Genomic DNA, 21,427 nt, shown 5'->3' with positions numbered 1-21,427 from the left:
TTTATCATTAGTTTTTTTGAATGAAAAAATCGATCCGATTGATATTGACCGTTATAACGATCCTTGTTTTAGCAGGGATCATTGCCCTTCCAAAAATTAAAAAAGCGTTTAAGTCGGGTGACGAAGGAAAATTAAGAGCTTCAACGATGATGCGGGGAGGTGCTGGTCAACCTACTTTTGCAAGCGGGTACGTGATTGTACCTACCAACATGAATGAGCTGATTTACAGTACCGGTTCACTGATTCCGGACGAAGAAGTTGATTTGTCATTTGAAACTTCAGGGAAAGTAGTGGGCATTTATTTTTCGGAAGGACGGCGTGTAAAAAACGGCGACTTGCTGGCCAAGATTAACGACAAACCACTTCAGGCACAACTTTTAAAACTTCAGGCACAAAAAAAACTCACCGAAGAGCGGGAATTTCGGCAGCGACAGCTGCTCGATCGGGATGCAATCAGCCGCGAAAGTTACGATCAGGTGGCTACTGAACTTCAGTCACTGGAAGCTGATATTCAATTGTTGGAAGCCCGTATTGATGAAACCGAATTACGCGCTCCTTTTGATGGGATAGTGGGTTTGCGAATGATTAGTGAAGGTGCCTATGCTACCACGCAAACAAAAATTGTAAGGCTGGTGAAAATAAGCCCCTTAAAAATTGAATTTTCTATTCCTGAACGGTATGCCGGTGAAGTAAGTCCTGGTTTTCCCATCTCATTTGTATTGGATGGTGAGCCGAAAGCTTTTACGGCCAATGTTTATGCCGTTGATCCCAAAGTGGATATCGATACCCGTACCATCACGGTACGCGCTATGTACCCGAACAATAATGAAGAACTTAAACCCGGCCGTTTTGCCAGCGTAAGGGCACGTTTGTCGCAAATAGAGAACACCATTTCTATTCCTACACAGGCAGTCATTCCGGAAATGGAGGGAGAAAAAGTGTTTGTTTACCGAAAAGGCCGGGCCGAAGAAATCCGAATAAAAATTGGCTTGCGTACGGAGTCGCACATTCAGGTACGCGAAGGTCTTCAGTTTGGCGATACACTGCTCACAACAGCTATTCTGCAACTGAGACAAGGAATTTCTGTTCAGTTAGATACCTTGGTAACCAATCAAATTCAGTAACCAATCATGAGTTTATCATCCACCAGTATAAAACGCCCGGTATTGGCAACGGTATTATCCCTGGTGATCCTCCTGTTTGGCATCATTGGGATGACTTATTTGGGTGTCCGGGAATTTCCGAGTGTTGATCCGCCCATCATTTCGGTCCGCACCTCGTATCCGGGGGCCAATTCCGATGTGGTAGAAACCCAGATTACAGAACCGTTGGAACAATCGATTAACGGTATTCCGGGTATCCGTACGCTCACCAGTCGAAGCAGCCAGGGAAGCAGTAATATTTCGGTTGAATTTGAGCTGACGGTTGATATGGAAACTGCGGCGAATGATGTACGCGATAAAGTGTCGCAAGCGCAACGCTTTTTGCCTCGTGATTGCGATCCTCCCATCGTTTCAAAGGCTGATGCCGATGCCAGCCCGATCATGATGATTGCCGTGAAAAGCCCGAAACGTTCATTGCTGGAATTATCTGAAATCGCCGACCTGACGTTCAAGGAACAGTTACAGACTGTTTCCGGTGTCAGTGCCGTTGGTATTTGGGGCGAAAAGCGTTATGCCATGCGTATTTGGCTCGATCCGGCCAAACTGGCTGGTTACCAAATGACTCCCATTGATGTGCGTAATGCCATTTTGCGCGAAAATGTGGAGCTTCCTGCAGGAAGTATCGAAGGAAACACGACTGAATTGACGATCCGCGCCCTTGGGCTGATGACCACTCCCGAAGAATTTAATAGTTTGATTCTTCGTCAGACCGGAGACCAAATCATCCGGGTGCGCGATATCGGACGGGCCGAACTGGGACCGGAAGATTTACGCGGTATCATGAAAATGAACAACATCCCGATGGTTGCCACGGTTATTGTTCCGCAACCTGGAGCCAATCATATTGAGATTGTGGATGAAATCTACGATCGCCTGGAATACATCAAAAAGGACCTTCCCGATGATGTGCAGATTGAAATCGGTTTTGATAATACCGACTATATCCGTTCATCCATAAAAGAGGTGGAAACAACCATTTACCTGGCTTTTTTCCTGGTTGTTATTATCATTTTTGTGTTTTTGCGCGACTGGAGAACCACCATCATCCCCATTTTAGTGATTCCCGTTTCGCTGGTCGGTTCTTTTTTCATCATGTATGCGGCTGGCTTTTCCATCAATGTGCTCACTTTGCTGGCTATTGTTTTGTCAATTGGCCTGGTGGTTGACGATGCCATTGTGATGATGGAAAACATTTATGTGAAAATCGAAAGTGGCATGTCGCCGCTCGAAGCAGGATTTAAAGGGGCAAACGAGATCTTTTTTGCCATTATTTCTACCACCATTACCCTGATAGCGGTGTTCTTTCCCATCGTTTTTCTCGAAGGAATGACAGGAAGGCTGTTTCGCGAATTCAGTATCGTGATTGCCGGCGCCGTAGCTATTTCTTCTTTTGTGGCGCTTACGCTTACTCCGATGCTTTCAACCAAGCTGTTAAAAACCAGGCATAAACGAAGTAAAACATATTATTTCACCGAGAAATTTTTTGTAGCCCTGAACAGAGCGTATCAACAATCGCTAAATACGTTTCTTAACCACCGTTACCTGGCTATGATCATTTTGCTTGCTTCGGTATTGTCAATTTATATTTTGTGGAAGAATATTCCGTCCGAAATGGCGCCACTCGAAGACCGTTCTCAGGTAAACATCAATGTTACTTCGCCTGAAGGCGCTACCTATGAATTTAATCATTCGTATATCGAAGAGTTGGGTAAAGTGGTTGACCGATTGGTACCCGAACAGGATAAGGTTACAACCATGGTTCGTAGCGGCTGGAGTTTTGTGCGGGTGGTGATGATCCCTCCCTCTGAGCGGGAACGTTCGCAGCAGGAAATTGCCGCTCAACTGACAGCTGAACTGCGCAAAAAAACCAAGGCGCGGGCAACCGTTATGCAGCAATCTACCTTTGGAGGAAGGCGCGCTGGAATGCCCATTCAGTATGTTTTACAGGCGCCTGGTATTGAAAAACTGCGTGAAATACTACCCGAATTTATGGCTCAGGTGTATGACAATCCTACCTTCGAAATGGCCGATGTAAACCTCAAATTTACAAAGCCTGAACTTCAGATTGAGATTAATCGTGACAAAGCCAATTTGCTGGGGGTTTCCACTCAAAACATTGGGCAAACACTTCAGTTGGCGCTTAGTGGCCAGCGTTTTGGCTATTTCATTATGAATGGAAAACAGTACCAGATTTTGGGCGAACTGGCGCGTGAAAACCGCAATAAGCCCCTCGACCTTAAGTCGTTGTACGTTCGTAATAACGGTGGACAAATGGTACAGCTCGATAATTTTGTGACGCTGAAGGAGGCCACTGCCCCACCACAATTATACCGCTATAACCGCTTTGTGGCAGCAACCATTTCAGCTGGCTTGGCTCAGGGGAAAACCATCAGCCAGGGACTGGAAGAAATGGATAAAATTGCCGCCAATGTACTCGACGATAGTTTTCGTACGGCCCTGGCCGGCGACTCGAAAGATTTTATGGAAAGTTCTTCCAGCCTCATGTTTGCTTTTTTGCTGGCCATCGTCCTTATTTTTCTGGTTCTTTCTGCCCAGTTTGAAAGTTTTAAAGATCCGATCATTGTGATGATGACTGTGCCGTTTGCACTCACAGGCGCCATGTTTTTCATGTGGTATTTCGATATAACCATGAATATTTTCAGCCAGATTGGCATTATTATGCTGGTAGGACTGGTATCGAAAAACGGTATTTTGATTGTGGAATTTGCCAATCAGCGTAAAAACGCCGGTATGAACAAGCGCGAAGCCATCTGGTATGCAGCATCGGCCCGCTTCCGTCCTATTTTGATGACCAGTCTGTCCACTATTTTGGGTATTCTTCCGTTGGCGCTGGGCTGGGGCGAAGGTGCACAAAGTCGCGTGGCCATGGGGGTTGCCGTTGTTGGTGGGATGACCCTCTCTACCCTGCTTACCCTTTACGTGGTTCCGGCAATCTATCTGATCATTTCAAGCGAAACAAAAACCATTGGTAATGAAATTGAACTACAGCAGGCTTTTTAAATTCCGGCCTTTCACACGATATACGTTTGTACTTTTACTGGTGTCATTGGCGCTGAAACCTGGATTTTCACAGGAAATTTACGATCTGAACCGGTGCATCACCACTGGTTTGGACCGCAATTTTTCCATTCTGGTGACTCGTAACCAGCAGGAAATTTCGGCCAATAATTTTACCCGGGGAAATGCTGGATTTTTGCCTGCTTTGAATATGACCAACCGTTACAGTGGTACTTTAAATACAGTCAACCAGAACCTGGCTGATGGTTCTGAAAATAGTACCAGCGGCATTCACAATACTACCGCAAGTGCTGGAGTCAATCTGAACTGGACGGTTTTTGAGGGTTTCAATGTGCAGGCTACTTATCAAAAGTTATCCGAACTAAAACAAATCGGTGAACTAAATACACAGATGGCTGTAGAAGGTCTTGTGAGCCAAATTGTTTCGGAATATTACTACTACGTTCAGCAACAACGGCTTTACAGTAACCTGGCCTACGCCGTTTCGCTATCGCGCGAACGGGTGCGCATCGACGAAGAACGTTATTTGCTGGGCTCATCATCCCGTTTGGAACTACTTCAGTCCATCGTTTACCTGAATGCTGACAGCTCGCGTTATGCCAAACAAAAGGAAGTTTTGCGAGCCTCGCAGATCCGGCTTAACGAATTGATGGCAGCTGACGATCTGGGAGCAAATATTATTCTGCCCGATTCTGTCATACGCATTGATGACAGCCTGACCTACAATGAATTGCTTGATTTGACACTCAGCTACAACACTAGCCTGCTGGTTGCCGGACGTAATCAGGCTGTTTCGGAATTGGATTATAAACTGGTTGCCTCGCGTGCGTATCCGTATCTGAATTTTTCTTCCGGCTATTCATATGCGTACAACACCTTCGAAGCCAGTTCGTTGCTCAACCAGCGCACCAGCGGCATGAATTACGGCCTTACTCTGGGGATCGACCTGTTTGACGGCTACAACCGGCGTCGTGAAAAAACCAATGCGGCCATCGAAATAGAAAACAAAAAATATCAGTATCAGGAAGTTGAACAGCAGGTAAAAGCCGATTTGATCACCATTTATTACGCCTACGAGAACAACTTGCAACTGCTCCGGCTGGAAGAGCAAAACCTGAACGTGGCTCGCGAAAACCTGGAAATAGCCCTGGAACGATACAAATTGGGGAGTCTTTCAGGCCTGGAACTGCGGGAAGTGCAGAAAAGCTTGCTTGATGCAGAGGAACGCCTGATTTCGGTGCAATACCAAACCAAACTGGCCGAAATATCCCTGCGCCAAATCTCCGGTCACATTATGGACTACCTGTAATCTGCGGGTGGATAAGTCCTTTGGATTAATTTTTCGGCGCTTTGTAAATAAAGCTATCTTTGTTTGCTGAAGTTTAAGCGAAGTGTTATGACCGATCAGATAGATCTTCACAATCAATCATTTTCTGAAAAGGATATGGATTTCGACCGCCAGTTGCGGCCGTTGTCTTTTGACGATTTTAAAGGGCAGGCACAGATTGTCGAAAACCTGAAGGTATTTGTCCAGGCCGCCAAAATGCGCGGCGAAGCACTGGACCACGTCTTGCTGTTTGGTCCCCCGGGACTTGGAAAAACCACGCTTTCCAACATAATTTCCAATGAATTGGGGGTGAGTTTAAAGCTTACTTCCGGCCCGGTGTTGGACAAACCCGGCGATTTGGCCGGTCTGCTCACCAACCTGGATGAGCGCGACGTGCTTTTTATCGACGAAATACACCGTTTAAGCCCCATTGTGGAGGAATATCTGTACTCGGCTATGGAGGACTACAAAATCGATATCATGATCGATAAAGGGCCTAGTGCACGCTCTATTCAGCTCGAATTAAATCCGTTTACCCTGATTGGAGCAACTACCCGCTCGGGTTTGCTCACCAGTCCACTGAGGGCCCGTTTTGGCATTAAAGCCCATTTCGAATATTACGATCTGAAAATACTCACCGGAATTGTCAAGCGGTCGGCACACATTTTAAAAGTTGAAATTGATGAAAGGGCAGCCATCGAAATTGCTTCGCGAAGCCGAGGAACACCCCGTATTGTGAATGCTTTGTTGCGCCGCGTGCGCGACTTTGCCCAGGTGAAAGGAAATGGGCGGATTGATATTGAAATTACGCAGTATTCGCTTGAAGCCCTGAATATTGACAAGCATGGACTGGATGAAATGGACAATAAAATACTGCGAACCATCATCGATAAATTTAAAGGCGGTCCGGTTGGACTAACCACCATTGCCACTGCCGTTGGTGAAGACAGCGGCACCATCGAAGAAGTGTATGAACCCTTCCTGATAAAGGAGGGATTTATTAAACGGACTCCGCGTGGCCGTGAGGCGACCGAATTGGCATACAAACATTTGGGAATTGTGAAATTTAACGACAACCCGGGTCTTTTTTAACCAGTTTTACTTCGAACAGTTTAGGCCATAGTTTACCGGTAACATACATTTTGCCGTTGTTTTTATTGATGGCAATCCCGTTCAGCACGTCGATCCGGTTATCCGGGTTGTACATAACCGATAGCAGGCCGTCAAAATCAATCTTAGCCAGCACTTTACCGGTTTCGGGATCAATTTTCACAGCGAAATTGGTTGTCCAAATGTTGGCATACAGATGCCCGTCATAAAACTCCAGTTCATTCAGATATTTTACCGGGCCTTTATCGTCGTAAACTGGTATTATGTTGACTACCTGCATACTGGCCGGATCAATAAAATGAATAAACTCCGAACCGTCGGTTTTGATCAGGTTCGTGTTGTCATGCGTCAGCCCCCACCCTTCCGTCGTTTCGTAACGAAAACTATCCACCCGGGCAAAGGTGTTCAGCTCATAAATAAAACCTTTTTGGGCTTTGTAGGTCAGTTGATAAATTTTATTGTCGAAAATGGTGATTCCTTCGCCAAAATAGCGGTCTTCCAGTTTAACTTCTTTTAAAACTTTTCCGGTTTGCAAATCAAATTTGAAGATGCCCGATTTGCCGTTTTCTCCCGTACTCTCGTAAAATTCGTTGTTGTATATTTCCAAACCTTGGGTGAAATGTTCGGTGCTGTGTGGGTAAGTGCTTACAATTTCGTAGGTTAACTGTTCAGGTTGAGTGTCCGAAAGTACCTCGAAGGTTTGAAAATTAACTCCTTCTACCCCATCTGTTTTGGTGGCGACAATTTTAAGCTGGTGTTTTCCGAGCGATTGCAGCTTTGGAATGGCATACTGAAAATTGATGTCGCCGGAAGTTTTTACCAGTTCATTGTCCAGGTAAAGTTCGGCTTTTTGTAACGAACCGTCTTTCAGCTTTATAGTGATTTGAATGTTGATTGAATCGCCGGCCACCAAGTTTTTCTTTTTAGGCGAGAGGCTGATCTGGGCGACCGGTTTGCGCGATTTTTTAGGGCTGTTGGTACACGAAAAAGCGCTTAGAAAGAGCAACGAGATAAACAGTATGCTGAAAATTCTGAGTTTCATTTTGTTCGTTTTTATTTCCGCTCTAAAAATAATTAAATCTTAAAAGCTGGGGGTAATTCAGTTCGTTTTTAAAACGTAGCTATATGTGAATAGCTATCTTTGGAGAAAAATTTTCGGTTTGAATTCATTTAAAAAGCTCGTCAGCGAAACCGCCGTTTATGGCGTTAGCAGCATTGTTGGCCGGTTTATCAACTGGTGGCTGGTGCCGTATTATTCGCATATTTTTCAAACAGCCGAATATGGTGTTGTTACCAACCTGTATTCGTACATGGCCTTTTTGCTGGTTATTTTAACCTACGGAATGGAAACCGGTTATTTCCGGTACGCCTCCCAAAAGAAGGATAAGCAGCTGGTTTATTCCAGTTCGCTGATTTCGCTTTTTGTTACTTCGCTTAGTTTTTTGCTGGTTGTTTACAGTTTTTCCGACGTGATTGCCGGCTGGCTTGATTATGCCAACCACCCCGAATACGTCCGGTGGATTGCACTGATCATGGCTTTTGATGCCTTCACGTCCATACCTTTTGCCCGCTTGCGTATCGAATCGAAAGCCATCCGGTTTGCCGTGATCAAGCTGGTGAATATATTCGCCAATATTTTTTTCAACATTTTCTTTTTAACCATCTGCCCTGCCCTTTTGAAATCAAACCCGGACCACTTGGTCGGAGTTATATACTCCGATCAGATTGGCGTGGGCTATGTTTTTATTTCAAACCTGATTGCGTCGGGCGTTACTTTTGTAATGCTGTTGCCCGAACTTTGGGTGAAACTTCGGTTTGACGGGAGTTTGCTCAAAGAAATGGTTTGGTACTCCTTCCCGATTTTGGTAGTTGGCATAGCCGGTATGGTGAACCAAAATATCGATAAAATATTGATTCCTATTTTATTACCGGCCAACCAAGGCCCCATGGAGCAATTGGGTATTTACGGGGCCAACTACAAACTGGCAGTGCTGATGAACATGTTTATCCAGGCTTTCCGGTATGCTTTCGAGCCCTTCTTTTTTTCGCAGGTGAAATCGGAAGACAATAAGCGTGGTTATGCCCTGATCCTGAAGTATTTTGTAATTTTTGGGTTGCTGATTTTCCTGGGCATCAGTCTGTTCCTCGATGTTTTCAAAACCTTCAATATTATTGACGAGGCTTACTATTCGGGCTTGAAAGTGGTGCCCATTATCCTGATGGCCAACCTCTTTTTGGGAATTTACTACACCGTTTCGTTATGGTACAAATTAACCGATAAAACACGGTTCGGGGCGTATTTTTCGTTGGTTGGCGCTGCTATCAGTTTAGGTATCAATATTGTTTTCATTCCTGTTTTTGGTTACATGGCATCAGCTGTGGCGGTGTTGATCTGTTTTATCGTCGAAGCCATTTTGTGCTATGTGTATGGGCAAAAGCATTTTCCGATTGATTATCCGCTGAAACGGATCGGATTCTACTTTGTTCTGGCCCTGGGCTTGTATTTTATTTCAGTACTATTTCATGTGAGCCCCATTTTGCCGATGTACCTTTTCCATGCATTTTTACTTATGCTCTTTATCGTCATCATTTATGTGTTGGAAAATAGGGAATTCAGAAAGTTTCTTCACTAATATTCATCAAATAAATACTTTTTAGTATTATTTTTGTTTTCGTAAAAGGATAAAAAATGATAAGGTGCGCTGAACCGATTCTCTGGAATGATGCACCGAACGCTGTAACTTGCAAAAATTGAAAGATATGAAAATTGCTCTGGCCTCCGATCATGCTGGGTTTGAAAGAAAACAGGTCGTTAAAAGTTATCTGGAAGAAAAAGGGATTGAATATCATGATTATGGCGCGTTTTCGGCCGAAAGTTCCGATTATCCGGACTTTGCCCATCCGATGGCGCTGGCCGTTGAAAATGGGGAATTCGATTTGGGAATTACGCTGTGTGGCAGCGGAAACGGCATCAACATTGTTGCCAACAAGCACCAGAAAATACGTTCGGCCATTTGCTGGAAGCCCGAAATTGCAGCTTTGGCCCGTTTGCACAACGATGCCAATGTTTGTGCCCTTCCGGCCCGTTTTATCACCGACGAAGAGGCCATCATGATTGTGAAAACCTTTATTTCTACCGATTTTGAAGGTGGACGCCACCAACGCCGAATTGATAAAATTCCAATCTCGTAAGCTATGTCGGTTGTAAAACAAAACTTCATAATGGCTGCAGATAAGATTGCCTTCGACAAAAAACACCGGGCAACTATCCGCTTCAATATTTCGCGGTACGACCAGGCTGTTGACCGGGGTAAAAAGCGCTACTCCAACCTGGAACTGGCCAAAGAGCGCGGTTCCTTTATCAAGGAAAAGGCGATCAACAACCTACATGAATATCTCCTGCAGTTTGAAAAAAACATCACTGCCAACGGTGCTGAAGTGATTTGGGCTGAAAACGGAGATGAAGCCATTTCTGCTGTTCAGAAAATTCTTCAGCAGAATCAGGCTAAACTCTTGGTGAAAAGTAAGTCGATGACCACCGAGGAAATAGATTTGAACGAACATGTGGAGCACTTGGGCATTGAATCGCTGGAAACCGATTTGGGTGAATACATCGTGCAGATTGCCGGTGAAAAGCCCTACCACATCGTGACTCCGGCCATGCATAAATCCAAGGAAGATATTGCTGAACTGTTCCACGAAAAGTTTGATACGCCCGAGAAAAGTACCCCTGAGTTTCTGACAGCTTATGTGCGTAAATTGCTGCGCAACAAGTTTGTAAATGCCGACATTGGTGTTACCGGTTCCAATTTTCTCATTGCTGATATCGGAGGCATTGCGCTCACCGAAAATGAAGGAAATGCGATGATGACCTTTTCATTTCCTAAGGTGCACATTGCTATCGCGGGTATCGAGAAAATTGTGCCTTCGCTGAAAGATCTGGGATTGCTCTGGCCCTTGCTGGCCGCACATGGAACCGGTCAGCAGGTAACGGTTTACAACAGCATTGTAACCGGGCCCAAGAAGACGGGAGAAACCGATGGCCCTGAAAAAATGTATGTTATTCTGCTCGATAACAACCGGAGCGAATTGTACCGGCACGACGAGCAATATTTGGCGTTAAAATGTATTCGTTGCGGAGCTTGCCTGAATGCCTGCCCGATCTATAAAAATGTGGGCGGTTATACATATGCAGCTACTTACAGCGGGCCGATCGGTTCGGTAATTACGCCATTTTTAAAAGGTTTTTCCGATTATAACCATCTTAGCTCGGCTTGTTCGGTTTGCGGAAAATGTACCGAAGTTTGCCCGGTAAAAATACCTTTGCACAATCTTTTGCTGTTCAACCGTCGCGATGCCGTGAAACAGGGCAACGGGACTTTTGCCTGGAACATGGGCATGAAAGCTTTTGAATATGCATTCAGCAAACGCAGCCGCTTGGATGCCGTTGGCGGAAACCTGAAGAATAAGCTTGGCCTGTTGGGCAAAAATGCCTTGGGCGATCAGAAAGAACTACCAAAATTCGCAGAGAAATCGTTTAGCCAGCAATGGAAATCAAAACCGTGAACTATGCTTTCAAATACCTGTAAATACGCTATTCGCGCTTTAATTTATCTCGGAAAATTCAGTGAAAACGGCGAAAAGATCGGCATCAAAAAAATTGCCGGCGATCTGGACATTCCAACGCCTTTTCTTGGAAAAATCCTGCAAAATCTGGTGAAGCAGAAAATTTTGTCCTCTACCAAGGGGCCAAATGGGGGATTTGGACTGGGCAAACCGGCCGAGGAAATATCGTTGTACGATATCGTTAAAACCATCGATGGCGAGGATTTTTTCAAAAACTGCCTGATCAGCCTCGAACCCTGCTCTACAAATCATGCAAATGGTAAACCTTGTGCCGTTCATGGCCGTTTCAGCGAGGTGCGTAACGAACTAATGGAGTTTTATTCGCAAACATCCATCGCCAAAATCATTGGCGACATGAAAGGGCACGAAGAGTTGATCAAACTTTAATTCGTGGTATCAGGGGCTGAGCGGTTTTGCTGATTGTCAGACTGAAACGATTTCCCGGAATAATTATTCTCGAATATTTCACTTAAAACGTTGCCATGGCCGGGATTTATATTCATATCCCATTTTGCAAAACCAAATGTTATTACTGCGATTTTTATAAATCCACCGATTTTGGCGCGCGGGTAGATTTTTTGTCGGCCTTGAAGAAGGAAATCATCCAGCGCAAGCATGAACTGGGGCAGGAGAGGATCAACAGCATCTATTTTGGCGGAGGAACTCCTTCCGTATTGAAAGTCAGCGAAATTAGGGATATTCTTGACCTTGTTTCTGCCTGTTTTCAGTTACCTGCCGATTGCGAAATTACCCTCGAAGCGAACCCCGACGACCTGACCGCCCTCTTTCTGAATGGATTGAACGAAACCCCGGTGAACCGCCTGAGTATCGGCACACAATCTTTTGCCGACAGCGACCTGAAAAGCATGAACCGCCGCCACAATGGAGATCAAGCCGTAAAATCGGTTAGAGCGGCTCAGGAGGCTGGTTTCAGCAATATCAGCATCGATTTGATTTATGGTCTTCCGAACCAAACGCTGGAACTGTGGCAACTGAACGTTGAAAAGGCCATTTCGTTGCAGGTTCAGCATATTTCGGCGTACCATTTAACGTATCACGAAGGCACCGTATTTTACGATTACCTGAAAAGCGGGAAGGTTAAGGAATTACCCGACCAGCTGAGTTTTGACCAGTTTAAATTACTGAAAAGTATGCTGGAAGAAGCTGGTTTTGAACACTACGAAATCTCCAATTTTGCACGGGATGGCCTTTATTCACGCCACAACAAGGCCTATTGGGAGCGGAAGAGTTACTTGGGTTTCGGGCCTTCAGCCCATTCATTCGACCAAAAAACCCGCCGTTGGAACGTTTCCAGTTTGAAGAAATACCTAAACGGGTTGGAACTCGGCCTTCCTTATTGGGAGCACGAGGTTTTGAGCGTACAGGATCAGTATAACGATTACATGATCACTACGTTGCGTACCATCTGGGGCATTTCCGAAAATTACCTGTCTGATCATTTTGGCGAATCTTTTCTGTTTCATTTTAAAAAGGAAGTACAACCGTTTTTGGCTAGCGGTCATGTGATTTTTGCCAATGGCTGTTACAAGTTAACGACAGAAGGATTGTTTATTTCCGATAAGATTATGGAAAAGCTGCTCTTTCTGGAAGAGTTATAAATATTGTTAATTGATTGAATGAAAGGCAATGGCTAGCGGATATTTCTCTATCTTTGCCGATTGAAAAAACTGCATATGAAGATAAAAATTGTCAACCGCTCGAAAAACCCGCTACCTGCTTACAGTACAACCCATTCAGCCGGAATGGATTTACGGGCAAATTTGGATGAACCCATCCGGTTAAAACCGCTGGAACGTATTTTAGTGCCAACAGGCTTGTTCATTGAGCTGCCTGTGGGTTATGAAGCGCAAGTTCGGCCGCGTAGTGGCTTAGCCCTGAAAAAAGGGATTACCGTGCTGAATTCACCGGGGACCATCGATGCCGATTACCGGGGCGAAATTGGTGTTATCCTGATCAACTTATCGAATGTGGATTTTGTCATTGAACACGGCGAGCGGATTTGCCAAATGGTGATTGCCAAACACGAAACCATCTCGTGGCAAGATGTTGAAATTTTGGAAGAAACAGAGCGTGGCGCAGGAGGTTTCGGCCATACCGGGAAAAACTAAAACAGCAGGATGAATTTAAGAAAAACAGGATATTTTTTGTTGACCGGTTTCTTGCTGGCTTCGTGCGGAACAACCAAACCAATCGCCGAAAGTCCGGTTGAAAAGCCAACAATACAGCAAACTTTGCTAACCGAAGATCAGCAAAACGAATTTGAGTACCTTTTCATCGAAGGCCTGAAACAGAAAAAACTGGGCAATGCGTCTAATGCCGCTTCCATCTTTTCGCGCTGTCTCGAAATCGATCCCAATTCGGCGGTGGCCATGTACGAAATGGCCAACATTCATTACGCTAACAAAGACCTAACCAGCGCCGCCCTTTTGCTGGAAAAGGCAACTTCCATCGATGATTCAAATAAATGGTACAAATTGTTGCTGGCACAGGTTTACCAGCAGCGCAAACAATTTATCGAGGCTGCCGCCATTTATGAGAAGTTGTGCAAGCTGGAACCCGAAAATCTGGAATTTTTATATTCCAAAGCGGTTTTGCTGGGCATGGCCGAAAAGTATCAGGACGCTATCGAAGCCTACAATAAGTTGGAAGAGGAAATTGGGCTGAGCGACCAGCTTTCGGTGGCCAAACAGCAAATTTACATGGATTGGGGAAAACCCGAAAAAGCGTTGGAAGAGCTTGAAAAATTGATTGCTTTCAATCCGCAGGAACCTCAATATTACGGACTGCTGGCCGAATTCTACCAGTCGCAGGGTGATAAAGAAAATACGCTGAAATATTTCAATAAGATCCTGGAAATTGCCCCGGACAATGGATTTGTACACTTTTCGCTGGCCGGTTATTATCAGGCAGAGGGCGATTTTAACCAGGCTTTTGAGCATATTAAGCTGGCCTTTAAGAATGAGGAATTGGATGCTGAAACCAAGATTCAATATTATATGATGCAAACGGCTGATCCGGAAAATTCGGATTGGACCGATGCGCAAATTTCGGAAATGCTGGCCATCTTGTTTGAGGAGTACCCCGATGATAACCGGATGTTTACGATTTATGCCGATTATTTTATCCGGCAAAATAAACTGACGGAGGCGCGCGATTATTTGCGCAAATACCTCGAAACCGATCCCAGTAGTTTTGTGATCTGGCAGCAACTGATGTTTTTGAGCAACGACTTGCATGATTTTGAGACCTTGTTTACCGACAGCAAGCAGGCGATTGAACTTTTTCCGAACCAAGCTGTGTCGTATGCCCTGAATGCCGTTGCAGCCCTTCAACTGCAAAAATATGAGGAAGCCTTGACCGTGATGGAGGAAGGAGAACCATACATTCTGGATAATTCGATGTTGAAAATTCAATTCGAAATTTACCGGGCCGAAGCGTATTATAAACTGAACCAGGTAGAACAGGCTTTCAAAGCATTTGACGAAGTAATCAAGCTTGACCCCGACAATTTTATGGCACTGAACAATTATGCCTACTATCTGTCGTTGCGCGGAGAAGACCTGGACAAAGCCGAGCGCCTGAGCAACCGTGTGGTGCAGGCCAACCCCACCAACCCCACGTATTTGGATACCCATGCCTGGGTGCTTTTTAAACGAAAGGACTACAGTTTGGCCAAATTTTACATCGAGACGGCTTTGGAGAACGGCGGCGACGAAAATGCTGTGCTGGTTGAACATTATGGCGATATTCTGTACATGCTGGGAGAAAAAGAAAAGGCCCTGGCAAACTGGGAAAAAGCTTTGGAACTGGGAGATGGTTCAGCTGTGCTGGAACAAAAAGTGAAAGAATCACGCTTTATTGAAAGTAACGAATAGCCTTGAAAAAGAGATCTTTTAAAAATAGCCTGTGGCTTGTTGGGTTGTTTCTGTTGGTCATGGCTTCGTGCCGGGCGCCCAAAACCCTGATGGTTGAAAAACTGCGACCAGTGAGCTCGAACAAACTGATCCGCAGTATCGAGGAGAATGCTTTTGATCACAGTAGTTTGGATATCAGGCGAATTGCCTGTCAATACGAAACGCCAGGCAATAAAACCTCTTTTCGGGCCAGTTTGAAATGGGAGCAGGATAATTACATCTTCATGAACGTCAGTAAAATGAATATCCCAGTGGCGCGATTGCTGCTGAGCCCTGACAGTGTGAAAATGGTCAACTTTTTGGAAAAGAATTACTTTCTGGGAGACTATGCTTTTCTGGAAAAATTTATCAGCGCCGATATCGATTTTGATGTGGTCCAGTCCATTATCACCAATGATGTTTTTTCATACCGTGATGATCCGAAAGACAACGATTTCAAAGAATTCGTGTCTTATACTGATTCGGGCATGTATGTGCTGCAATCGCTGAAAAACCGAAAATTGGGAAAAATTCAGCGCAAAGGAAAAGAGGAAAAAATTGATCGGTACCTGAAAAAATTGGATGAGGAAGACTTTGTTGTTCAGTATTTGTACGTTGATCCCAAAACGTTTAAAGTGAGAAAAATCATTCTCGACGATCCCCTTAATAGCCGGAAAGTACAAGTTGATTTCGACGATTTTGTGCCCGTTGAAAAACAATTGTACCCGGGTAGTATTGATGTTCACTTTATAAGCCCGGAAAACGATTTGAAGATGAAATTGAAACTCAGTAAATTTTCGACCGAAAATGATCCGGACATCAATTTCAACATTCCGGGAAAGTACAAACAGGTGAATTAGCCGGATAATGACATGAAGCGACTGGTTTTCGGTTTTGTTTTTGTTTTAGCGCTGTGGTCGGCCCAGGGCCAATCGCTGACGGATTTGCGCAAAAAGAAAACCGATGCCGAGCAAGCTTTGAAATACACGTCTTCGCTGCTGGAAGAAGCCCGGAAGCACGAAAAAGCCTCACTCAACAAGCTCCGGCTGATCAACAGTCAAATCCAAACCCGGAACGATTTTATCGGAAATATCAACGTAGAGCTGAATATCATTGATCGATACATTGCTGAAAATACGGAGGTGGTGAACATGCTCAAATCCGATTTGGATGAGCTGAAGAAAGAATATGCCTCTATGGTGAGATTTGCGCAAAAGAACAAAAACAGCTACGATGTACTGCTATTTTTGCTTTCGGCCGATAACCTGAACCAAGCCTATAAACGGTTTTTGTATTTGCGGCAATATGCCAAATATCGAAAAGCACAGGCTGAAATCATCACTTCGCTAAGTGGGTTGATTGATCAAAAAATAAGTTCGTTGGAGAAGCAGCGGCAGCAAAAGGCAAACCTGCTGCTGGGAAAAAGGGAAGAAACGAAATTGCTGGAAAATGAAAAACGCGAGCAGGATCAGTATTTGTCTTCGTTAAAGCTGAAACAGCAGGATTTGCGGAAAAAGTTGCGCGAGCAGGAAAAGGAACAGGAAGAACTGAACCGGGCCATACAGCGGATGCTGGAAGAAGAAACCCGAAAAATGCAGGCCAAAGGCGAATTTCAGCTGACCCCGGAACAGCAATTGGTTGCCGCCGATTTTGAGAAAAACAAGGGGCGCATCCCCTGGCCGGTGGAGCGGGGCGTTATAACCGGACGTTTTGGCGTACATGCCCACCCGGTGTTAAAGCAAATTCAGGTAAAAAACAATGGTATCGACATCAGCACCCGGAAGGGCACCCCGGCCCGTGCCGTATTTGGAGGCGAGGTGAGCCGCGTGTTTGCCATTTCGGGAGGGAATATGGCCGTTATTATCCGCCACGGGAGCTTTTTGAGCGTTTATTCCAATCTGAAGGAGGTATTTGTCAATGCCGGGCAAAAAGTGGAAATAAAGCAGGAAATCGGCTCTGTTTTTACCGATGAATCTGATGGGAATAAAACCGTTCTGAAATTTCAGGTGTGGAAAGAAAGCCAGAAGCTAAACCCCGAGGATTGGATCACGCACTAAATTTTCTTTTAAAGGCCTTTACTTTTTGGAACCGGTATTTTCTATAAAAGTAAAACCCGCTTTTGGGCGGGCTTTCTCTTACAGATTGGCAACTTTCGTCAAAGCCTGAATATTCAGGAGCTTTATCTTTCGTCCCTGAAGTTCAATCAGCTTATCTTGTTTAAATTCCGAGAGCAGGCGGATCACACTTTCCGTAGCTGTACCAACAATGTTGGCCAGTTCTTCGCGGGTCAGCGAAATTTGCAGCGTATTGGCGTTATCGAGCTCAAAACTTTCTTTCAGCAGTAGTAGCACCTCGGCCAACCGTTCGCGTACGGTTTTTTGGGCAATGTCGGTAATGTAATCGTTTGCCTCGCGCAATTCCTTGCAAACAATTTGCAGCATGTGGTGCGAAAATTCCCAATTGTTTTGAATCAGGAACAACAACGTTTGATAGGGGATGTGGCACAATACGGCTTCCTCGATCACTTTGGAGGTCGTGCAGGCCAATTCCTGGCTCAACAACGAGCGGTAAGCAACTATATCGCCTTTTTTTGCAAACTTGATAATTTGTTCCTTGCCGTCGATACCCGTTTTAAAAATCTTTAAAACGCCCCTTGTCACACAATAAAAACCCGTCAAACGGCTTCCTTCCCGGTAAATGATGCTCCCTTTTTTATATAAGGAACATGTTTTATCATAATTCAGTTGGGCAAATTCCTGGTCAGTTAGTTTCTTGAATAGTTGAAATCCAGACAGATCACATTCGTCTTCTGTCGGTCTTTTTATTGAACTTCTCATCTACCCCTTGTTGTTAAGAATTAATAAATTAAGCGTAAATTTAAACTTAAATATACAATGAACAATTATATTTGTAAAACCAGTTATTTAGATATTTCGATGTGTTTATTCTGAAATAAAGTAAGTGAAAATGTATCAGTAACCGATAAAAATTAGTTTGTTATGAAACACGTGATTGATTTGGCATGGAAACAAAATATGGCGTTCGAAACCGATATGGACGGTCATAAAATCGTAATTGATGCAGGGATAGATTCAGGAGGAGATGATTTGGGCCCTCGTCCTAAACAGTTGATGCTTACTTCTTTGGCTGGATGTACCGGGATAGATGTAATCATGATTTTGAAGAAAATGAAAGTGGAGCCCGAAGGTTTTCATGTGATAGTGGAAGGTGATGTGGCCGAAGACCACCCGAAAAAGTACACGAAAATGAAGGTTATTTACCAGTTCAAAGGAAAAGACTTGCCATTGGACAAGTTGGAAAAAGCCGTGAAACTATCTGAAGAAAAATACTGTGGGGTGAGTGCCGTTTATCGCGATGCTATGGAGATGACAACCGAAATTCGCATGGTGGAATAATATCATCGTTTATAAAAGGATTTGCAGGAAGAGACTTTCCGGGTGGGTAGTCTCTTTTTTGTGGCAGAGATCAGGGCCAAATCTCAGATATGGTTTCCGAAAGCGGATCGAAACGGATCAACCTGATTTCAAAATCGGTTCGCTTTTGTCCTTTCACCTCAAAAACTCCCTTGAAATTACTGCCTTTCATGGGTTTTAAAGCTTTTTCAAAGTCCCTTAGCGTTTCCGGATCGGTAAAATATTTGGCCAAAGCAATGTTGCCAATATCGTTGTCGCAAAGAAAGAACAAGATGTGGCGGCCATCATTTGTCACGAATTTTGCCACGCTGGCATATTCGTAATTCAGGAATTCATCGCTTCGGTTATAGAACGTATAAATGGAGTCGGACGTATGGTATTCGAGCTTGCTTTGTTGAATGTTGTACCGGATACCCATTTTTTCGGTTGCTCCAGCCATAAACTGAAGGGTTTTAAACGAACCGATAAAGATGACATGATGTTGGCGGAAATCTTCCATCCTCACGCGAGATGAATAGTTCATGGTACAATTTGCTGCCCCTCCGCCCAGAATATTCATGAAATAAAACAGGCCAATCGGGGCTTGGTTATTGATGTAGGTGAGGTCTGACTTGGCCATCTCGCCCAGCTTTTCGGGATGTTCCTTTAAAAAATCTTCGTATTCGGCATCCGAGTTGATGTGGTTATCCCGAACCGTGCTCATTTTTCCCGTGGCTATCTGGCTTCGGAAAAAATAATGATCGCCCAACACCAGAAACACCGGGAAATCCTTCTTCAAAAAGGGTTTCCAAAAGGGCAGTGTTGATTTTTGGGGAAAATAGAAGATGGTGAGAAGCGATAACGCAAAAAGCAGTAAGCTGATAAACAGCAGGGTAGGTGACTGAAGAAGTAATTTTTTTTGTACCAGTTTTAGCTGTGAATAATGAAAGTGGACGCGGTATTCTCCCTTGGGTAATTCTAGCACAAACTCATCGTCTCTTCCCTCCTTTTGGTAATATTCATTCAGTTTTTTCCGGAGGTTATGAATGTAAACGCGAATGTTTACTTCTTTCCCACTGTTCATCTTTTTACCAAAAACATCAGAAGCAATTTGAAACTCTTTTGGATTTTCTCCGTTCATCGAAGCTTGGACTAAGTATTTCAGCAATTCCCGGTTAACGGTTGATTTACTGAAAACCGTACTTTTCAATATTCGGTCTAAACACTGCCTGATATGTTTTTGGGAATTAATCAAGTTTTTGAAAATCAATTCTGTAAAAAGAAAATTTAACGTCTAATTTACGTGTTTACCGACACATTTCAAATCAAAAATAAGAAGAAGCTGGTATATTCAGTTCAGAAATCGAATTAAAAACCAATAAAACGAAATTTATGGAAAAACTTTCTCAAGTAAACCGTCGTCAGTTTTTGGCAACGGCAGGCGCAGTAACTGCTGGTGCTTTGCTGGCCAATCCGGTTCAGGCTGTGGCCGCATCGGTAAACGGAAAGATGAAATTGGCAATGGTCGGTACCGGTGTCCGCGGGACCAGTTTCTGGGGACGCGCTATTGTTGAAAACTATTCTGATCAAACGGAATTCGTTGGTCTGTGCGACATCAATCCGGGCCGGCTTGAATATGCCAAAGAGTACATGGGCATTAACTGTCCGGTATTTACCAACTTCGAAGAGATGATCAATACCACCAAACCGGACGTGGTGATTGTGACGACTGTTGACTCTACCCACCACGAATTTATCATCAAGGCGATGGAAATGGGCTGCAATGTGATTACCGAAAAACCCATGACCACCGACGAAGATAAGTGTAGTGCAATTTTAGAAGCCGAAAAAAGGACCGGAAAGAATGTCATTGTTGGCTTTAATTACCGGTGGGGTATTTTATTTTCGAAGATTAAAGAATTGCTGGCCAAACGGGAAGTTGGTAAATTGACTTCGGTTGATTTTCACTGGTACCTGAACACTTATCATGGCGCCGACTATTTCCGCCGTTGGCATGGCGAGCGTGACAAAGGCGGAACCTTGCTCCTGCATAAAGCAACACACCATTTCGATTTGCTCAACTGGTGGATTGATTCTGACCCTGTAGAAGTTTCGGCCTTCGGTGCTTTGGAACATTACGGAAAAAACAATTCATTCCGGGGGGCCAACTGCCGTTCGTGTGCTTACACCAGCCAATGCAAATTTTATTGGGACATTACCAAGAGTGAGCGTATGGTGAAACTTTACACCAGCAATGAGAAATACGATGGTTACATCCGTGACAATTGCTTGTGGCGCAACCGGATTGACATTTACGATAAGATGGCTGTTCAGATCAAATATGCCAATAATGTACAGGTGAGTTATTCGCTCACAACCTATTCGCCTTACGAAGGTTGGCGACTGGCTTTCAATAGCATGGACGGGCGGATCGATAGTTGGGAAGGCATCCCCTGGCGCCGCAACGAATTGGTGAACCAAGCCCAGTTAAATGCGCAGGAAATGAGCCAGGATGCAAAGGAAAAGACCGAAGAATATGACGAAATCATGGTGATGAAAAACTGGAATCCTGACCCTCAATTGGTAAAAGTACCCCGCGTTCGCGGCGGACACGGTGGAGGCGATGTTCGTTTGCACGATAAGATTTTCAAAGATCCCAATATGGCCGATCCATATCGTCATGCTGCGGGAACGCGCGATGGCGCCATGTCGATCCTGATTGGCATTGCTGCCCGTAAAAGTATTGAAGAGGGACGTAGCGTGAAAATTTCGGAACTCACGGATATTCCCCTGATGGCTGTCAGGCCCTGATTGAGCTGATTCAATTTAAACGAA

Annotated in this window: 18 protein-coding genes; 15 read left to right on the top strand and 3 right to left on the bottom strand. The window is 44.5% G+C overall.

The window, feature by feature from the left end; translation table 11 throughout:
• Positions 1 to 20: 20 nt before the first annotated feature.
• The 4 genes from N2K84_RS01900 (at position 21) to ruvB (ending at position 6,621) form a co-directional block, all read left to right on the top strand.
• A complete protein-coding gene (locus N2K84_RS01900) occupies positions 21 to 1,124 on the top strand; it encodes an efflux RND transporter periplasmic adaptor subunit (protein WP_282590070.1) in 1,104 nt (367 codons plus the stop codon).
• 6 nt (positions 1,125 to 1,130) lie between these two features.
• On the top strand, positions 1,131 to 4,184 hold the full coding sequence (locus N2K84_RS01895) for an efflux RND transporter permease subunit (protein WP_282590069.1): 3,054 nt from the start codon (positions 1,131 to 1,133) through the stop codon (positions 4,182 to 4,184).
• The gene (locus N2K84_RS01890; RefSeq protein ID WP_282590068.1) at positions 4,156 to 5,511 is read left to right on the top strand and encodes a TolC family protein; all 1,356 of its coding nucleotides are present in this window, start codon (positions 4,156 to 4,158) and stop codon (positions 5,509 to 5,511) included. The genes N2K84_RS01895 and N2K84_RS01890 overlap by 29 nt, the downstream gene beginning before the upstream one ends.
• Before the next feature lie 87 nt (positions 5,512 to 5,598).
• Positions 5,599 to 6,621, top strand: a complete 1,023-nt coding sequence (ruvB, locus tag N2K84_RS01885; RefSeq protein ID WP_282590067.1) for a Holliday junction branch migration DNA helicase RuvB — start codon at positions 5,599 to 5,601, stop codon at positions 6,619 to 6,621.
• On the opposite strand, the gene N2K84_RS01880 is transcribed toward ruvB, so the two are convergent.
• The gene (locus tag N2K84_RS01880) at positions 6,596 to 7,681 is read right to left on the bottom strand and encodes a glutaminyl-peptide cyclotransferase (RefSeq protein ID WP_282590066.1); all 1,086 of its coding nucleotides are present in this window, start codon (positions 7,679 to 7,681) and stop codon (positions 6,596 to 6,598) included. The genes ruvB and N2K84_RS01880 overlap by 26 nt on opposite strands.
• A 118-nt stretch (positions 7,682 to 7,799) precedes the next feature.
• Here N2K84_RS01880 and N2K84_RS01875 point away from each other — a divergent pair, with 118 nt between their 5' ends.
• From N2K84_RS01875 to N2K84_RS01835, 9 genes are all read left to right on the top strand, one after another.
• A complete protein-coding gene (locus N2K84_RS01875; protein WP_282590065.1) occupies positions 7,800 to 9,272 on the top strand; it encodes a lipopolysaccharide biosynthesis protein in 1,473 nt (490 codons plus the stop codon).
• A gap of 127 nt (positions 9,273 to 9,399) precedes the next feature.
• A complete protein-coding gene (gene rpiB / locus N2K84_RS01870) occupies positions 9,400 to 9,831 on the top strand; it encodes a ribose 5-phosphate isomerase B (protein WP_428221978.1) in 432 nt (143 codons plus the stop codon).
• Between the two features lie 30 nt (positions 9,832 to 9,861).
• Positions 9,862 to 11,205: a LutB/LldF family L-lactate oxidation iron-sulfur protein gene (locus N2K84_RS01865; protein WP_282590063.1), complete on the top strand. Its 1,344-nt coding sequence runs from the start codon at positions 9,862 to 9,864 to the stop codon at positions 11,203 to 11,205.
• Positions 11,206 to 11,208: 3 nt separating this feature from the next.
• Complete coding sequence (locus N2K84_RS01860; RefSeq protein ID WP_282590062.1) at positions 11,209 to 11,652, top strand: RrF2 family transcriptional regulator; 444 nt, start codon at positions 11,209 to 11,211, stop codon at positions 11,650 to 11,652.
• Between the two features lie 95 nt (positions 11,653 to 11,747).
• Entirely contained in the window at positions 11,748 to 12,884 is a 1,137-nt protein-coding gene (gene hemW, locus N2K84_RS01855; protein ID WP_282590061.1) for a radical SAM family heme chaperone HemW, read from the top strand.
• A gap of 75 nt (positions 12,885 to 12,959) precedes the next feature.
• Positions 12,960 to 13,394, top strand: a complete 435-nt coding sequence (gene dut, locus N2K84_RS01850) for a dUTP diphosphatase (RefSeq protein WP_282590060.1) — start codon at positions 12,960 to 12,962, stop codon at positions 13,392 to 13,394.
• A gap of 9 nt (positions 13,395 to 13,403) precedes the next feature.
• Entirely contained in the window at positions 13,404 to 15,161 is a 1,758-nt protein-coding gene (locus N2K84_RS01845) for a tetratricopeptide repeat protein (RefSeq protein WP_282590059.1), read from the top strand.
• Positions 15,162 to 15,163: 2 nt separating this feature from the next.
• On the top strand, positions 15,164 to 16,039 hold the full coding sequence (gene lolB1, locus N2K84_RS01840) for a lipoprotein insertase outer membrane protein LolB1 (RefSeq protein WP_282590058.1): 876 nt from the start codon (positions 15,164 to 15,166) through the stop codon (positions 16,037 to 16,039).
• 12 nt (positions 16,040 to 16,051) lie between these two features.
• Positions 16,052 to 17,236: a murein hydrolase activator EnvC family protein gene (locus tag N2K84_RS01835; RefSeq protein WP_282590057.1), complete on the top strand. Its 1,185-nt coding sequence runs from the start codon at positions 16,052 to 16,054 to the stop codon at positions 17,234 to 17,236.
• 78 nt (positions 17,237 to 17,314) lie between these two features.
• Here N2K84_RS01835 and N2K84_RS01830 read toward each other — a convergent pair whose 3' ends face one another.
• Positions 17,315 to 18,016 (bottom strand): Crp/Fnr family transcriptional regulator, encoded by a 702-nt coding sequence (locus N2K84_RS01830; protein ID WP_282590056.1) that lies wholly within the window; start codon positions 18,014 to 18,016, stop codon positions 17,315 to 17,317.
• A 162-nt stretch (positions 18,017 to 18,178) separates the two neighbouring features.
• Between N2K84_RS01830 and N2K84_RS01825 the strand changes: the two genes are divergently transcribed.
• A complete protein-coding gene (locus tag N2K84_RS01825; protein WP_282590055.1) occupies positions 18,179 to 18,595 on the top strand; it encodes an OsmC family protein in 417 nt (138 codons plus the stop codon).
• Between the two features lie 70 nt (positions 18,596 to 18,665).
• Here the strand turns inward: N2K84_RS01825 and N2K84_RS01820 are convergent, their stop codons facing one another.
• Positions 18,666 to 19,733, bottom strand: a complete 1,068-nt coding sequence (locus N2K84_RS01820; RefSeq protein ID WP_282590054.1) for a hypothetical protein — start codon at positions 19,731 to 19,733, stop codon at positions 18,666 to 18,668.
• 251 nt (positions 19,734 to 19,984) lie between these two features.
• On the opposite strand from N2K84_RS01820, the gene N2K84_RS01815 reads away from it, so the two are divergent.
• Positions 19,985 to 21,403 (top strand): Gfo/Idh/MocA family oxidoreductase, encoded by a 1,419-nt coding sequence (locus N2K84_RS01815; RefSeq protein ID WP_282590053.1) that lies wholly within the window; start codon positions 19,985 to 19,987, stop codon positions 21,401 to 21,403.
• Positions 21,404 to 21,427 lie beyond the last annotated feature (24 nt).

The sequence above is a fragment of the Gaoshiqia sediminis genome (genome assembly GCF_025907915.1).
Lineage (GTDB): Bacteria > Bacteroidota > Bacteroidia > Bacteroidales > Prolixibacteraceae > Gaoshiqia > Gaoshiqia sediminis.
This window is presented reverse-complemented; position numbering and strand designations above follow the sequence as displayed.

Excerpts from the sequence above, each read along its gene's own strand:
- N2K84_RS01845 (WP_282590059.1), top strand. The coding sequence starts at position 13,404 with ATGAATTTAAGAAAAACAGGATATTTTTTGTTGACCGGTTTCTTGCTG.
- N2K84_RS01820 (WP_282590054.1), bottom strand. The coding sequence starts at position 19,733 with ATGAACGGAGAAAATCCAAAAGAGTTTCAAATTGCTTCTGATGTTTTT.
- N2K84_RS01900 (WP_282590070.1), top strand. The coding sequence starts at position 21 with ATGAAAAAATCGATCCGATTGATATTGACCGTTATAACGATCCTTGTT.
- N2K84_RS01895 (WP_282590069.1), top strand. The coding sequence starts at position 1,131 with ATGAGTTTATCATCCACCAGTATAAAACGCCCGGTATTGGCAACGGTA.
- N2K84_RS01860 (WP_282590062.1), top strand. The coding sequence starts at position 11,209 with ATGCTTTCAAATACCTGTAAATACGCTATTCGCGCTTTAATTTATCTC.
- N2K84_RS01830 (WP_282590056.1), bottom strand. The coding sequence starts at position 18,016 with ATGAGAAGTTCAATAAAAAGACCGACAGAAGACGAATGTGATCTGTCT.
- rpiB (WP_428221978.1), top strand. The coding sequence starts at position 9,400 with ATGAAAATTGCTCTGGCCTCCGATCATGCTGGGTTTGAAAGAAAACAG.
- N2K84_RS01835 (WP_282590057.1), top strand. The coding sequence starts at position 16,052 with ATGAAGCGACTGGTTTTCGGTTTTGTTTTTGTTTTAGCGCTGTGGTCG.
- hemW (WP_282590061.1), top strand. The coding sequence starts at position 11,748 with ATGGCCGGGATTTATATTCATATCCCATTTTGCAAAACCAAATGTTAT.
- N2K84_RS01890 (WP_282590068.1), top strand. The coding sequence starts at position 4,156 with ATGAAATTGAACTACAGCAGGCTTTTTAAATTCCGGCCTTTCACACGA.
- N2K84_RS01825 (WP_282590055.1), top strand. The coding sequence starts at position 18,179 with ATGAAACACGTGATTGATTTGGCATGGAAACAAAATATGGCGTTCGAA.
- dut (WP_282590060.1), top strand. The coding sequence starts at position 12,960 with ATGAAGATAAAAATTGTCAACCGCTCGAAAAACCCGCTACCTGCTTAC.
- N2K84_RS01815 (WP_282590053.1), top strand. The coding sequence starts at position 19,985 with ATGGAAAAACTTTCTCAAGTAAACCGTCGTCAGTTTTTGGCAACGGCA.
- ruvB (WP_282590067.1), top strand. The coding sequence starts at position 5,599 with ATGACCGATCAGATAGATCTTCACAATCAATCATTTTCTGAAAAGGAT.
- N2K84_RS01880 (WP_282590066.1), bottom strand. The coding sequence starts at position 7,681 with ATGAAACTCAGAATTTTCAGCATACTGTTTATCTCGTTGCTCTTTCTA.
- N2K84_RS01865 (WP_282590063.1), top strand. The coding sequence starts at position 9,862 with ATGGCTGCAGATAAGATTGCCTTCGACAAAAAACACCGGGCAACTATC.